Annotated in this window: 10 protein-coding genes and 1 pseudogene; 8 read left to right on the forward strand and 3 right to left on the reverse strand. The window is 61.8% G+C overall.

Features of this window, described 5'->3' with window-relative positions; genetic code table 11:
• Positions 1-65: 65 nt before the first annotated feature.
• Positions 66-623 (forward strand): TetR/AcrR family transcriptional regulator, encoded by a 558-nt coding sequence (locus EFQ99_RS05435; RefSeq protein ID WP_126919642.1) that lies wholly within the window; start codon positions 66-68, stop codon positions 621-623.
• Between the two features lie 4 nt (positions 624-627).
• Here EFQ99_RS05435 and EFQ99_RS05440 read toward each other — a convergent pair whose 3' ends face one another.
• Positions 628-4,131, reverse strand: coding sequence for a PAS domain-containing hybrid sensor histidine kinase/response regulator (locus EFQ99_RS05440; RefSeq protein ID WP_126919643.1), 3,504 nt, complete (start codon positions 4,129-4,131; stop codon positions 628-630).
• 302 nt (positions 4,132-4,433) lie between these two features.
• Here EFQ99_RS05440 and mscL point away from each other — a divergent pair, with 302 nt between their 5' ends.
• The 5 genes from mscL (at position 4,434) to EFQ99_RS05470 (ending at position 10,851) form a co-directional block, all read left to right on the forward strand.
• Positions 4,434-4,871 carry a large conductance mechanosensitive channel protein MscL gene (mscL, locus tag EFQ99_RS05445; RefSeq protein WP_126919644.1) on the forward strand — a complete coding sequence of 146 codons (438 nt, stop codon included), beginning with the start codon at positions 4,434-4,436 and terminating at the stop codon, positions 4,869-4,871.
• A 122-nt stretch (positions 4,872-4,993) separates the two neighbouring features.
• Entirely contained in the window at positions 4,994-6,160 is a 1,167-nt protein-coding gene (locus tag EFQ99_RS05450; protein ID WP_126919645.1) for a pyridoxal phosphate-dependent aminotransferase, read from the forward strand.
• Positions 6,161-6,591: 431 nt separating this feature from the next.
• A complete protein-coding gene (gene galE / locus EFQ99_RS05460; RefSeq protein WP_126919646.1) occupies positions 6,592-7,626 on the forward strand; it encodes a UDP-glucose 4-epimerase GalE in 1,035 nt (344 codons plus the stop codon).
• A gap of 116 nt (positions 7,627-7,742) precedes the next feature.
• Positions 7,743-9,704: a putative bifunctional diguanylate cyclase/phosphodiesterase gene (locus EFQ99_RS05465; RefSeq protein ID WP_126919647.1), complete on the forward strand. Its 1,962-nt coding sequence runs from the start codon at positions 7,743-7,745 to the stop codon at positions 9,702-9,704.
• An 82-nt stretch (positions 9,705-9,786) separates the two neighbouring features.
• Positions 9,787-10,851 carry an enoyl-CoA hydratase/isomerase family protein gene (locus EFQ99_RS05470; protein WP_126919648.1) on the forward strand — a complete coding sequence of 355 codons (1,065 nt, stop codon included), beginning with the start codon at positions 9,787-9,789 and terminating at the stop codon, positions 10,849-10,851.
• 11 nt (positions 10,852-10,862) lie between these two features.
• Here EFQ99_RS05470 and EFQ99_RS05475 read toward each other — a convergent pair whose 3' ends face one another.
• The gene (locus EFQ99_RS05475; protein WP_126919649.1) at positions 10,863-12,923 is read right to left on the reverse strand and encodes an ATP-dependent helicase; all 2,061 of its coding nucleotides are present in this window, start codon (positions 12,921-12,923) and stop codon (positions 10,863-10,865) included.
• A gap of 96 nt (positions 12,924-13,019) precedes the next feature.
• Positions 13,020-13,286 (reverse strand): hypothetical protein, encoded by a 267-nt coding sequence (locus EFQ99_RS05480; protein WP_126919650.1) that lies wholly within the window; start codon positions 13,284-13,286, stop codon positions 13,020-13,022.
• A 135-nt stretch (positions 13,287-13,421) separates the two neighbouring features.
• Between EFQ99_RS05480 and EFQ99_RS05485 the strand changes: the two are divergent.
• Positions 13,422-13,683: pseudogene (locus EFQ99_RS05485) on the forward strand (BON domain-containing protein).
• Between the two features lie 111 nt (positions 13,684-13,794).
• A complete protein-coding gene (locus EFQ99_RS05490; RefSeq protein ID WP_126919651.1) occupies positions 13,795-14,058 on the forward strand; it encodes a hypothetical protein in 264 nt (87 codons plus the stop codon).
• The last annotated feature ends 137 nt before the right edge of the window (positions 14,059-14,195 follow it).

The following is a 14,195-nucleotide window of genomic DNA, read 5'->3' on the forward strand; positions in this document are numbered from 1 at the left end:
TATTTGCATTAATGGTTCTATCAAAGATTTTGAACCATGGCGTCAGGGGGCGAAAGTCGGATCGCATGGCAGTGAAAGAGAATCTCCGTCCGGGCGGCAGAAGTGCTCGGGTTCAGGCATCGGTGCACAAGGCGGCTCGCGATTTGTTGGGCGAGATGAACCGCGCCGAGGTGACGATCCCGCTGATCGCCGGCAAGGCGGGCGTGACGCCGTCGACGATCTATCGCCGTTGGGGTGACCTGCAGGAGCTTCTGGCCGACGTCGCCGTGGAGCGGTTGCGACCGGATATGCAGCCGATCGATGCCGGCAGCGGCAAGGCCGATCTCGAAGCCTGGGCGGAACAATATGCCGAGGAGATGTCCTCGGGGCCGGGACGCGAAATGATCCGCGACGTCCTGGCGGCGCAAACCGGTGCAAATGCCTGCAAATGCTGCGAATATACGCGCCAGCAGATCGTCGTCATCGCCGATAGGGCGAAGGCGCGAGGTGCGACCTTTCCAGACGTTGATCTCGTGATGGACCAGGTCGTAGCGCCGATCATGTACCGTATACTGTTCGGGGACGTGCCCGATGCAGCGCGCGTGCGCGATCTCGTCTCGCGGGTCATGAGCATGGCCGGCTGAGCGCCTATTCCGCCGCCGCGCGCTTGAGGCCGGAAATCTGGGTGATATAGGCGCGCAGCGCCGCCGGTCGCACCGGTTTGTGCTGCACGGCGATGCCGTACCGCTCGGCCTCGCTGCGCACTTCGGGCGTGCGGTCGGCGGTGACCAGCAGGGCAGGGATATCGGCGCCGAACTGCCGGCGCAGATGCAGGATTGCGGCAATGCCGGTGCCGTCGCCGAGATGATAATCGGCGATGGCGAGGTCCGGCGGCCCGTTGCGCCCGTCGATAGCCATGACGTCGGCGAGGCAATCGAGCGCCTCCACCTCGCAGCCCCAGCCGCTGATCAAAAGCCGCATGCCTTCGAGGATGTTCGGTTCATTGTCGATGCAGAGGATCTTCAGCCCCTTCAGCGGCTGTCCCGGCCGGTCGGCGGGTGGGACCGCCGCTGCCGCTACGGCGGGGCGCGAAACATCGAGCGGCATCGCAATGCGGAACTCCGTGCCCTTGCCATGCGTCGAGTGCAGTTCGACCGGATGATTAAGCACGCGGGCAATGCGGTCGACGATCGACAGGCCGAGCCCGAGGCCGGAAGCGGTTTTCGCCCCTTCGTCCAGACGCGCGAATTCCTTGAACACGGTGCGGAATTTCGATGGTGGAATGCCGATGCCGGAATCGATCACCTGGATGATCACCTGATTGCCGCGCCGCCGCGCGCCGACGAGCACCTTGCCTGTGATCGTATATTTGATGGCATTGGAAACGAGATTCTGCACCAGTCGCCGCAACAAATTGGGGTCGGAGCGCACGCGCAGCGACGTCGGCATAACCACCAGCTTCAGCTGTTTCTCGCGGGCGATCGGGGCAAAATCGGTCTCGATGCGCTCCAACAGGTCGGACAGCGCGACTGAGGCAAGCCGCGGCCGCATGGCGCCGGTATCCAGCCTCGAAATATCGAGTACTGCGCCGAGAATGGTTTCGACCGATTCCAGCGCGGAATCGATGTTGCGCACGATCGGGCTGTTGTCAGATTGTCCCATGCGCTCGACCAACGCGGAGGAATAAAGCCTGGCGGCATTGAGCGGCTGCAGGATATCGTGGCCGGCAGCGGCGAAGAAACGCGTCTTGCCGATATTCGCCTCGTCGGCGGCGGCCCGCGCTTCGGCAAGCTCATGGTTGACGTGGGTAAGTTCGGCCGTACGTTCGGCCACACGCTGCTCCAGCGTCTCATTCGCCTGTTTCAGCGCCTGGTCGGCACTCACCCGCTGCGTAATGTCGGTGAAGGTCGCGACGATGCCCTTGTCAGGCATGGCGTTGGAGCGCACCTCGATGATCCGCTCGCCGCCGCCAAGCACCAGCGCGAAGGGTTTGTCGAGCGTCAGGAAATGCCGCACCGTCTGATTGAGGTCGCCGGGCGCAATGTCGCCGCGCCGGCTGAGGATGGTGACGATGTCAGACAGGGGAAAACCGACCTGGCCGGCATTTTCCGGCAGATCCAGCAGCTGTCGGAAGCGCCGGTTCCAGATCGTCAGCCGGTTTGAACTGTCGAAGACGGCGATGCCTTGGTCCATCTGCGACAGCGCCGTCTGCAGCATGTCCTGGTTATATTGCAGCGCCTCGCTTGCCTGGTCCAGCAGCCAGGCGGTGTCCGACGAAGCATCCTCGATCTTCTGCAGGATCAATGACAGCACTAGCCGGGCCGAGGACGATCCGATGGCGCTGCCGAGCAGCTGCTCGCTGAAATGGATGAGCGCCATGTCGGCCGGCTGCTCGTCCTCCAGCTTGCGGCCGGAACTTTGCTCGTAGGTCGTGAACGAGCGCTGCATGCGCTCCTCGCCGAGATAGCGTGAGATCGCCGCCTTGAGATCGCCGACGCTGATGCGGGTCTTCCAGCCGCGCGTGGCGAATTGCGAGCGCGAATGGCGCTTGACGAAGATGCCGGCCTGGATGCGTTCCAGCGGTCTGGCATTGCGGGTGAGCGAGCCGACGGCGAAGAAGGCTGTATTGACGAGCAGGCTCATCAAAGTTGCATTGACCAGCGGATCGGCGTCGGGCGCGGTAAACAGCGTCGTGCCGGGAAAGATGAAGCCGAGCACGGCGCTTGCCACATACGAATAATCGGGACCGCCGAGCGAGGGCAGGAACAGGAGGTAGACCCAGATAATGAAGCCCGAGGTCAGCCCGAGGATCGCGCCGCGTGCATTCGCCCGCCGCCAGATGAGTCCGCCGATCAGCGCAGGGGCGATCTGCGCGATCGCGGCAAAAGAGAGAAGGCCGATCGAGGCCAGGCCGGCAGTGCTGTCGGTCGAGCGGTAATAGGCGTAGCCGAAAAGCAGCACGGCGAAGATGGCGCTACGACGGATATTGAGCAGGGTCTTGGCGAAATCGTCGCGCTGGCTGGCGCGGCCGGCAAGTTTGCGCCTGAGGAATATCGGCATGATGATGTCGTTCGACACCATGATCGACAGCGCCACGGAATCGACGATGACCATTGCCGTTGCAGCCGAGAAGCCGCCGATAAATGTGATCAAGGAAACCACGGGCATCTGGCCAGCCAGCGGCAGCGACAACATGTAAAAATCGGCATTGCCGGTGCCGCCGAAGGTCAGGAGACCGCCGATCGCCACCGGCAGCACGAAGAGATTGATGGCGACGAGGTAGGTCGGAAAGAGAAAGCCCGCGAGCTTCAGCTGTTTCGGCGTCCGGTTTTCGACCACCGTCACGTGGAATTGCCGCGGCAGCATGATGATTGCGAAGGCCGAGAGGACGATCAGGGTGATCCAGCGGCTGATCGGGGTATGGTAACTCAGCGCCGACATGACCAGCTCGTTGTCGAGGGTCTTCTGCCAGAGATCGGTCGGCCCGTCGAAGAGAAACCAGATGACGCAGATGCCGGCTGTCAGGAAAGCGACGAGCTTGACGACGGATTCCATCGAGACCGCGAGGATGAGGCCGTCCTGATGTTCGGTCGCATCCGTATGCCTGGTACCGAACATGATGGCGAAGCAGGCAAGCACCAGGGTCGCGATGAGCGGCAGGTCGAGGAAATAGAGATTGCCGCTGCCGATGCCGTAATCGGAGGGGTTGACCATGGCGCTGACGGTGCTCGAGATCGCCTTGAGCTGCAGCGCGATATAGGGAATGGTTCCGATCAGCGAGATCAGCGCCACGATCGTCGCGACCGTCGGGTTCTTGCCGTAGCGCGCCGCGACGAAATCGGCAACCGAGGTGAGCTTCTCCGCCTTGGCGAGCTCGATAATGCGGCGAAGCAGCGGCATGCCGAGCGTGAAGACGAGGATGGGGCCGATGTAAATGCCGGCAAATTCGAGCCCGCGCTGCGCAGCCAGCCCGACGCTGCCGAAATAGGTCCAGGAGGTGCAGTAGATCGCAAGGCTCAGCGCATAGACCACCGGCCATCCGCCTTCCAGCGTGCCCCGGCCGCGATTCTTGCGGTCGCCATAGCTTGCCACGGCGAAAAGCAGGAGCAGATAGCCGAAGGCAGACGCGAATATGACCCAGCCTGGAAGCATTGACCCTCCGCCGGCGGAAAACCGCTGGAACCTCCCTCAACATGGGCAGCTTAAGTCATTTCAGGGGCGTTGAAAATTCCCGGCGATCTAGGCCTTAAGTCAAAGGCCGCGGAGCGCAACTCCAAATAATTGCGATTACCGATTGATTAATTGCAATGAAGATGCAGCTACTGCATAATTCCTGAGGTCGACATCAATTTATGAATAAATTATGCAGCAATTCAAAGTGTTACAACGTCCTTTGCGTCTGTGAAAGACGCGCGGCGCTGTGATGAACAATTGTATCGAAGGGAGAGGATACGATGCTCAACGAGTTCAAGGCCTTTATCGCCCGCGGCAATGTCATGGATCTTGCGGTCGGCGTCATCATCGGCGGCGCCTTCGGCGGCATCGTCAAATCGCTGGTCGATGACCTCATTATGCCGATCGTTGGCGCCATTTTCGGCGGCTTCGATTTTTCCAATTATTTCATTCCGCTTTCTTCCAAGGTCACGGAGCCGAGCCTTGCTGCCGCCCGCGCCCAGGGAGCGGTCTTTGCCTATGGCAGCTTCTTCACCGTTCTCATCAATTTCCTGATTCTTGCCTGGATCATCTTCTTGATGGTCAAGGCCGTGAACATCCTGCGTGCCCAGGTCGAGCGCCAGGAAAAGGCCGCACCGGAAGAGCTGCCCCCGCCGCCGGCAGATGTTCAGCTCCTGACGGAAATCCGCGATCTTCTCGCCAAGCGCCCGACGGCTTGATCCGGGCTGGAGCCCGTCCGTTCCGGCCGGGCTCATTCATCACCAAAATCGATATGCCATCACGCGAAGTCATGGGATTTGCCGACGCAAATCCTCTATGAAGGCGGAAACCGGAGATATGCATGTCGATCGTCAGCAGCCTCAGCCCGCGCGCCGTAGCGGCGCCCGAAAGCGGGATCGTCGAAGTCGTCAATTATGCCCGTGGCCGCGAAGGTCTGCTGCCGCTCTGGGTGGGTGAAGGCGATCTGCCGACGCCCGATTTCATCAGCAAGGCGGCGATGGATGCGCTTGCGGCCGGCGAGACCTTTTATACCTGGCAGCGTGGCATTCCGGAGCTTCGCCGGGCGCTTTCCGATTATTACTCCAGGCATTTCGCCGTCCGGCTGCCGGTCGAGCATTTCTATGTCACCGGCTCCGGCATGCAGGCGATCCAGATCGCCGTGCAGGCGCTGACCGCGCCGGGCGACGAATTCGTCTACCTCACGCCCGCCTGGCCGAATATTGCGGCAGCCCTCGAAATCGCAGGCGCGCGCTCGATGGGCGTGCAGTTGCAGTTCGAAGGCGGTCGATGGACGGTCGATCTCAACCGCATCGAAGCCGCGATCACAGAAAAGACCCGGGGCATCTTCATCAACACGCCGTCGAACCCGACGGGCTGGACCGCCACCAAGAAGGACCTCGCCGACATCCTGGCGCTCGCCCGCAAGCACGATCTCTGGATCATGGCGGATGAGATCTACGCCCTCTATTACTTTGCCGGCGGCCGCGCGCCCTCCTTTCTCGACGTGATGGAGCCGGGCGACAAGATCGTCTTCGTCAATTCCTTCTCGAAGAACTGGTCGATGACCGGCTGGCGCGTCGGCTGGATCGTGGCACCTCCCGAGATGGGCCAGGTGCTCGAAAACCTCGTCCAGTATTCGACATCTGGAGTGGCGCAGTTCATGCAGAAGGGCGCCGTCGCAGCCCTCGATGACGGCGATGATTTCGTACGCGCCAATATCGCCAAGGCGGCGCGGTCCCGCGATATTCTCTGCGATGCGCTTGTCGCCACCAATCGTGTCGAGACGCTAAAGCCGGACGGCGCCCTTTACGCTTTCCTGAAGATCGACGGCGTCACCGATAGCCGCAGCGCTGCCATCGACATCGTCGACAAGACAGGCGTAGGCCTTGCCCCTGGAACCGCCTTCGGCGCTGGCGGTGAACTCTTCCTGCGCGCCTGTTTCCTGCGCGACCCCGCGCAGGTGGCAATCGCGGCCGAGCGTCTCTGCGACTATATCCTCAAGCGCTGACGGCGATCGGCCTGCAGTGAAAAGGAGAAGAAGTCATGGCTGTTTCCGTAGGAGATCGCCGAGGGCTGCCCCTTCCGGCTGTGTGAAAGACCCCTCCCCAACCCCTCCCCACAAGGGGGAGGGACTAATCCGGAGCGCTCGCCTCGTTCCACTCGAAACGTCGCAGATATGGAAAACGGGTGCGGCAGGTTAAGCCCCTCCCCCTTGTGGGGAGGGGTTGGGGAGGGGTCTTGGACGGGGCACGATGCCTCGATTCCGCGCCGGAATCGGGAGATCGATAAAACTCTAGCAAAGCCCGAAATCGGCCTCTAACCACGACTCCAAACATACCCGTTCAAAGGCCTGCGAACGGCCCTTCGATAAGAAAATTGGAAAGAAAAGCCGGCGCCTGATGCCCCTGTCTTGAAAAAGCTAAAGCAGGGACGCGGGACATGGCGGTTTTGGTGACGGGCGGGGCCGGATATATCGGCAGTCACATGGTTTGGGCGCTGCTCGATGCGGGCGAGGATGTGGTCGTGCTCGATCGCCTCTCCACTGGCTTTCGCTGGGCCGTGGCGCCGGCGGCGCGTTTCTATCTCGGCGACATTGCCGACCCGGATCTGTTGAAGAAGATCTTCATCGAGAACGACATCGAGGCGATCATCCATTTCGCCGGCTCCGCCGTCGTCCCGGTCTCGGTCGCCGATCCGCTCTCCTATTACGACAACAATTCAGGCAAGACCCGGGCGCTTCTCTCCGCCTCGATCAAGGCCGGCATCCGCAACTTCGTCTTCTCCTCGACCGCGGCCGTCTATGGCCAGCAGAAGACGGACCTGCCGGTAAAAGAGACCGCGTCCCCCAATCCGGAAAATCCTTACGGTCAATCGAAGCTGATGACCGAATTCATGCTGCGCGATGCCGCCGCCGCCTATGATTTCAACTATGTCGCGCTTCGCTACTTCAACGTCGCCGGCGCCGACCCGCACCACCGTACCGGCCAGTCGACGTCAGGCGCCACACATCTCATCAAGGTTGCCTGCGAGGCAGCGCTGGGCATGCGCGATAGCGTCCATGTCTATGGCATCGACTATCCCACGCATGACGGCACCGGCGTGCGTGATTACATCCATGTCACCGATCTTGTCGATGCACATCTGAAAGCACTGCAGCACCTGCGTAAGGACAAGGGCTCGCTCGTCGCCAATTGCGGCTATGGGAGCGGTTATTCCGTGCTCGACGTGCTCAACATGGTCACCCGCCTGCACGGACATTCCTTCAAGATCCACATGGCGCCACGTCGCGCCGGGGATTCGGCGAGCGTCGTCGCGGACGCTTCGCTCGCCCGGCAGGTGCTCGACTGGAAACCTCGCTACGACTCGCTCGAAACCATCGTCCAGAGTTCGCTCGATTGGGAACTGTTCCTCTCGAATAAGAACGTCGACGATCTGCACAGCATCCATCGCGCCCTCGCCGCCGCTTCCTTCTGAGCGGCGTTTCGACGTAACAGCCTGTTTATCATCCCCGTCCCGGCGGGGTCCGCATGACGTAAATAAGGAAACATCAAGCTTTCTCTGGCTGGCTCGGGGCCGACGGAAAAGAGAACATGAAGAACTTTCTAGCCGCACTGCGGCTGCAAAAAGACAATCCGACGTTTCTGATGGCGCAGTTCCAGGCCCTGTCGTCCCAGATCCCCATTCTGTATGTCCTTCTGGTCATCAACGCCCTTGCGGTGGCGGTCACTCACCTCAAATCCGCTCCTCTCTGGCTTTCGCTCTACATCCCTGTCGGCCTCAGCATCGTCTGCGTTTTCCGTCTCTGCTGGTGGGAGATCAGGGGCAGGGAAAACGTCACCGCCGAGCGGGCCTACAGGCTGATGAAGGTCACCATATCAGGCGCCTGCCTCCTGGCTGCAGCCTTTGGTGGCTGGGCCATCGCGCTTTACCAATATGGCGATGCCTCTCAGCAGGGCCAGATTGCCTATTTCCTTGTCGTGACGGGCATTTCCTGCATCTTCTGCCTGATGCATCTGCCGATGGCGGCGGCGATCACCACGGTCATCACCTTCTCGGCCATGATCGCGACCTTCATGTTCTCGGGCAATCCCGTTTTCGTGGCGACCGCCGTCAGCGGGGCTTTCCTGATCCTGCCCTTTCTCAGGGTGATCAACAGCTATTTCCAGAATTTCGTCGGGCTCGTGCAATTGACCGAGGAGCTCGAGCAGAAGCGCGCGGAAGCCGAAGAGCTGAACCTCGTCAACAGCCGCAACGCCCTGCAGGACCAGCTGACCGGTCTTGCCAACCGCCGCAGCTTCTTTCTCTCGCTGGAAAAACGGCTTCAGAAGAACCCGCCCGTGCCGCCCGTCATCGGCATTATCGATCTCGACGGCTTCAAGCCCGTCAACGACGTCTTCGGCCATGCCGCGGGCGATCTCGTGCTTAAGGAGACGGCCCGCCGGTTCGCCGCGCTGATCGGCGAGGGGGGTGTCGTCTCCCGCCTCGGCGGCGATGAATTCGGCATCATCTTCCCTTGTTCGATGACGCGCAACGCGATTGCCGATCTCGGCCAGGCGCTCTGTGCGGCCGTCCGCGATCCTTACGAAATCCCCGACGGCTCGGTTCGCGTTTTCGGTTCCTGCGGCATCGTCTATCCCGATATCGGCCAATACACCGCCGAGGATCTCTACGAGAAGGCGGATTTCGCTCTCTACCAGGTCAAGAGCAAGCGCAGCAGCGGCGTCGAATTCTTCTCTTCCGACCACGAGAAGATCCTGACGCAGCGCCACCTGATCGAACTCGAACTGCAGGCGAACGACTTCGCCAGCGAGCTGAAGCTCGATTATCAGCCGATCATCGAGTTGAAGAGCGGCCGCGTCGTCGGCTACGAGGCGCTCGCCCGCTGGGACAGCGCCCGCTTCGGCCGCATCAGCCCCGAAGCCTTTATTCCCGCCGCCGAACGCACGGCCGTCATCGGCCGAATGACGCGCATCCTTTTCGCCCAGGCGCTTGAAGCGCTCGCGATCATGCCGAAACATCTCAGGCTGTCCTTCAACCTCTCGGCGCGCGATATCTGCGATCACGAGACCTCGATGGCACTGCTCGCCATGATCACCCGCTCCGGCGTCGATCCCAGGCGCATCGAGTTCGAGATTACCGAAACGGCGCTGCTTTCCGATTTCGACACCGCCGACCAGGTGATATCAATGCTGCGCGCCGCTGGTATCTCGATCGCGCTCGATGATTTCGGCACCGGCTTTTCGAGCCTTAGCCATATCCATCGCCTCGCCTTCGACAAGCTGAAGATCGACAAGGGTTTCGTGATGAATTTCGATCGCGACGCCCGTTGCATGAGCATCACCCGGTCGGTCGCCAATCTCTGCCAGAATCTCGGTATCGCCTCCGTCGCCGAAGGCGTCGAAAGTGAGGAGATCGCCGACGGACTGAAGGCGATAGGCGTTCGTCTGGCCCAAGGCTATTATTTCTCGCGGCCGCTGCCGTTGGAACTCGCCATCGATTACGCAGCAAGGTGTGAGAGCGCAGTATCTGCGCGCAACTCGCTGTCTGCCTGAAGCGATGGTCTTGACCGGTCGCAAATCGACTGGAGCGAAGCCACATCCTCGTCTATTCATGGTTCAACAGATGAGGTGAACCATGCAGGACGGCGAACGGCCAAGCGAAGTCATCATCGAGCGGCAAGGCACCGCCGGCATCATCCGGCTCAACCGGCCACGGGCACTGAACAGCCTGACGCTGCCGATGATCCGCACGATCACCGAAGCTCTTCAGGCCTTTGCCGATGATCCCGAGGTAGCGAGCGTCGTGATGACGGGCGAGGGCGACCGCGGCCTCTGCGCCGGCGGCGATATCCGCGCCCTGCATGAAAGCGCCCGCGCCGGCGATGGCCTGGCAGGTGCCTTCTGGCGCGAGGAATTCCGCCTCAACCACATGATCGCCTCCTATCCCAAACCCTATGTCGCGCTGATGGACGGTATCACCATGGGCGGCGGCGTCGGCCTGTCGTCGCACGGCCGCCACCGCGTTGTAACCGAGCGCACGCGGCTTGCCATGCCCGAAACCGGTATCGGCTATGTCCCGGATGTCGGCGCCACCTGGCTGCTGCCGCGTGGCCACGGCGAGTCCGGAACATGGCTCGGCCTGACCGGGCTCGATATCGGTGCTGCAGACGCGATCTACGCTGGGCTTGCCGACCTTCAGATCGGTACGGCACGGCTTGGTGAGGTGATCGATGCTTTGTCTCGCCTGCCGCGAGGCAGTTCATCGAACGATGTCGATGCCGTGTTGCAGACGTTTTCCGAACCTTCGGGAGAAAGCCGGCTCAAACAGAACGCGGCGACGATCGATCGCACCTTCCGTTTCGACAGCGTCGAGGAGATCATGGCCGCCCTCGCAGCGGAGGAGGGCGAATTCGCCGCCGAGACCCGCCGCATACTGCTGACGCGTTCACCGACCAGCCTGAAGCTCGCTTTGCGGCTGTTGCGGGCCGGACGTCGCAGCACCTCACTTGCCGAATGCCTCCGCCGCGAACTCGGCGCCTGCCTGCAGATGCTCGATAATCCTGACTTCTTCGAGGGCATCCGCGCTGCCGTCGTCGACAAGGATCGCAATCCGAAATGGTTGCCGTCGTCAGTCGAAGCCGTTGAGGCGTCCGCGGTCGAACGTTTCCTGAAACCGGCTGAACCGCCGCTTTCGCTCTAAACCATATCCGGCTATCGCCACATGCCGCGCATGCGGGCGCCGACATCGATGCGCACCTGCCGTGCATGCGCCTGAGCGGCGGCGTCCGATTTTACCTGAGGCCAGCTGCAGGCCTCGAAGAACTGCAGCAGCGTCGCCGGGATGAAGCGGCTGCGCGAGGCATAGACGTGCCGATCGCCCTGCGAATTCTGCCCATAGGTGAAGAAGCGCTGCGGCACGACGAGGTCGAGGCCGTCCCGGGCGCGTGTCATCGCGACATAGAGCAGGCGGCGTTCCTCTTCGATTTCGGCGGTGGTGCCGACGGCGAGATCGTTCGGAATGCAGCCGTCGACGACATTCAGCATGAAGACCCTCGTCCATTCCTGGCCCTTGGCGGAATGGATTGTGGAAAGGATGAGATAGTCCTCGTCGAGCAGCGGCACGCCCGCCTGGTCGCTGGTCGCATCCGGCGGATCGAGGGTGAGTTCGGTGAGGAAACGCTCGCGCGAGGCATAACCGCCGCCGATCTGCTCGAGCTGCAGCAGATCGGCCTGCCGCGTCGCTGCATCCTCATGAAGCCGTTCCAGATGCGGCGCATACCATTGCCGCGCCAAGCCGATTTCCGCCGGCCAGCCGGCTTTGCCGGATTTCATCTCCTGCAGCATCGAAACGAAATCAGTCCAGTCCTCGCCGGAGCGCGGTGGCGCGGGCATCGCGGCAAGAGCCGACAGCGGGCTCGCATCCTCGGCCATCAGGTCGAGCGCCTTCTGCGCCGTCGACGGCCCGACGCCCGGCAGGATCTGCATCAGCCGGAAGCCCGCCACCCGGTCGCGCGGGTTTTGCGCAAAGCGCAGGGCGGCCAGCATGTCTTTGACATGGGCGCTGTCGAGAAACTTCAGCCCGCCGAATTTGACGAAGGGAATGTTGCGCCGGGTCAATTCGACTTCCAGCGGCCCGCTGTGATGCGAGGCGCGGAAGAGCACGGCCTGCTGCTTGAGCTTGAGGCCTTCTTCGCGATTGTCGAGCACCTTGTCGGCGATGTAGCGCGCCTGCTCGGCCTCATCTCGAACCGTCACGAGGCGCGGCCGTTCGGCGGATTGCCGCTCGGTCCAGAGGTTCTTTGTGAAGCGCTCCGAGGCGAGATCGATGACGGCGTTGGCCGCGGCAAGGATCGGTTGCGTCGAGCGGTAGTTGCGGTCGAGTGTCACGATATTGGCCGCCGGGCTGAAGGCGGCGGGAAAATCGAGGATGTTGCGCACGGTCGCGGCGCGGAAGGAATAGATCGACTGCGCATCGTCGCCGACAACGGTCAACCCCCGGCCTTCTGGCTTCAGCGCCAGCAGGATCGATGCCTGCAGCCGGTTCGTGTCCTGGTATTCGTCGACGAGCACATGGTCGAAGCGGCTGCCGATGTCCTCGGCAATGACAGTCTCTCCGACCATCTGCGCCCAGTAGAGCAGTAGATCGTCGTAATCGAGCACATTCTGGCTCTGCTTCGCCTCGACATAACAGGCGAAAAGCTCGCGTAGCTGTTTTTCCCATGCCGCGCACCAGGGAAAGGCGTCGCGCAGCACGAGATCCAGCGCAGTCTCGGAGTTCACCGCCCTGGAGTAAATGGCAAGGCAAGTGCCCTTGGCCGGAAAGCGGCTGTCCGTCTTGGAGAAGCCGAGGTCGTGCCGAATGAGGTTCATCAGGTCGGCGCTGTCTTCGCGGTCATGGATGGTAAAGTCAGGGTCGAGACCGATCTGCTGCGCATAATCGCGCAGCAGCCGCGCGCCGATGCCGTGGAAAGTGCCGGACCAGGAAAGCGCGTCGGCCATGACGCCTGCATTGGTGCCGAGCACGTCGCGGCAGATGCGCTCGACGCGCCGCGCCATCTCGGCCGCCGCCCGGCGCGAGAAGGTCATCAGCAGGATACGGCGGGGATCGGCGCCCTTGACGATGAGATGGGCGACCCGATGCGCCAGCGTATTGGTCTTGCCGGAGCCGGCGCCGGCAATCACCAGCAGCGGCCCGGCAATATGGTTGCCGTCGATGAGCGTGCCATGCTCGACGGCCATACGTTGCTGGGGATTGAGCTTTTCGAGATACATCCAGCCGTCCGGTCGGGCTTCCGCAGAATCACTGGGAAAGATTAGATGTTCCTTGAATGTTCGCGATTGCCGCCGCTGTCAAGCGGCGAGGGAAGCTCAATCGGGGAAATCCGGGCCGACCACGCGCCGCACCAGTTTCAGGCTGCGGTCCGGCTGAAGAATATAGGTTTCCTCCACGCGCTGGCCGGTCTCGTTGTAGAACTGATTGTAGACGGCGCTGCCGACCGGCGATTTGGTGAGCTTCGTTCGCGGCTGGCCGCCATAGGTGATGCTGCCGGGAATGGGTTCCAGCGCCGGCGTATCGGCCGAGGAGCAGCCGGCCAGCAATGCCCCGGCAAGCAAGATGGGCGGAAGCGCTTTCATCGTCGTCATCCCTCTTTCGACTGCAGCCAGATATGGAAACCGCAGCACCTTTCGCCAAGGGCTGGCGTGCTCAACCGCAACGAAATGCCCGGCACGGCGTTAACCCACATCTACCAACATCAGGAGACGGTCACGGTGCTCGGGTTTCCAGCATTTAACGACCATGACGAGCCCGGCCGGCAGGGCCACAGCGATGCGGCGACGCGCGCCTCGGTGGAAAGCGCCCTTCATGCGGCCGGCGATATTGAAGCCGGGGAAATCATCGTGAGGCATATCGGGCTCCTACGTGATCCTGGAAGGTTTCGTGCGCCGGCGGGGTGATGTCGAGCGGGCGATCGAGATCGCCGAGAGCATCGTCGGAAAAGGCCATGTGCGCAGCCGCCTGCTGCGACGCTAATGCATGTCGCCCACTGGCCGGCCCTTTGTTCACCTGTATCTGCAATGCCAGAAGGGAACCAAAATGCCCTCCTGCGGGTTGAAATGCCGGATAGAAACGCTGGAGACGCTCATGCCGTTGCTTCTTCGCCTTTGGGCTGCGACGTTGATAGCAGGTTGCGGCGTCTTTGCCGGCTCCGCCTATGCTGCGCTGGAAACCGGCACGAATTATTCCGCTTTGCCGAAGGACCAGATCGCCCTCAACGAATATACCGGGACCGCGGCCTGTAAGCCCGCGGAGCCTCTCTATCTCCCGTCCTTCATCCGCGCGGCTGACGGCACGATCATCGGCGTCGGTTATGTCGAGGTGGAGAGTGAAGGGGGAGAAGCCTGCTGAAAATATCGGGGCTTGTTCGGACGAGGCTCGCCTGCGTTCCCGCAGAGGTGACGAGCCTCTGACCATCATCATGATGGCTGGGCATCTTCTATGAATACACCTGTACCATTCGCAACGCCCGTTGCGCCAAAACCCGG

Source organism: Rhizobium vallis, assembly GCF_003985155.1.
Lineage (GTDB): Bacteria > Pseudomonadota > Alphaproteobacteria > Rhizobiales > Rhizobiaceae > Rhizobium > Rhizobium vallis.

What these genes read in the sequence shown, in the direction of transcription:
- galE (WP_126919646.1), top strand. Translation starts at nt 6,592, where the DNA reads ATGGCGGTTTTGGTGACGGGCGGGGCCGGATATATCGGCAGTCACATG.
- EFQ99_RS05440 (WP_126919643.1), bottom strand. Translation starts at nt 4,131, where the DNA reads ATGCTTCCAGGCTGGGTCATATTCGCGTCTGCCTTCGGCTATCTGCTC.
- EFQ99_RS05450 (WP_126919645.1), top strand. Translation starts at nt 4,994, where the DNA reads ATGTCGATCGTCAGCAGCCTCAGCCCGCGCGCCGTAGCGGCGCCCGAA.
- EFQ99_RS05480 (WP_126919650.1), bottom strand. Translation starts at nt 13,286, where the DNA reads ATGAAAGCGCTTCCGCCCATCTTGCTTGCCGGGGCATTGCTGGCCGGC.
- mscL (WP_126919644.1), top strand. Translation starts at nt 4,434, where the DNA reads ATGCTCAACGAGTTCAAGGCCTTTATCGCCCGCGGCAATGTCATGGAT.
- EFQ99_RS05435 (WP_126919642.1), top strand. Translation starts at nt 66, where the DNA reads ATGGCAGTGAAAGAGAATCTCCGTCCGGGCGGCAGAAGTGCTCGGGTT.
- EFQ99_RS05475 (WP_126919649.1), bottom strand. Translation starts at nt 12,923, where the DNA reads ATGTATCTCGAAAAGCTCAATCCCCAGCAACGTATGGCCGTCGAGCAT.
- EFQ99_RS05490 (WP_126919651.1), top strand. Translation starts at nt 13,795, where the DNA reads ATGCCGTTGCTTCTTCGCCTTTGGGCTGCGACGTTGATAGCAGGTTGC.
- EFQ99_RS05465 (WP_126919647.1), top strand. Translation starts at nt 7,743, where the DNA reads ATGAAGAACTTTCTAGCCGCACTGCGGCTGCAAAAAGACAATCCGACG.
- EFQ99_RS05470 (WP_126919648.1), top strand. Translation starts at nt 9,787, where the DNA reads ATGCAGGACGGCGAACGGCCAAGCGAAGTCATCATCGAGCGGCAAGGC.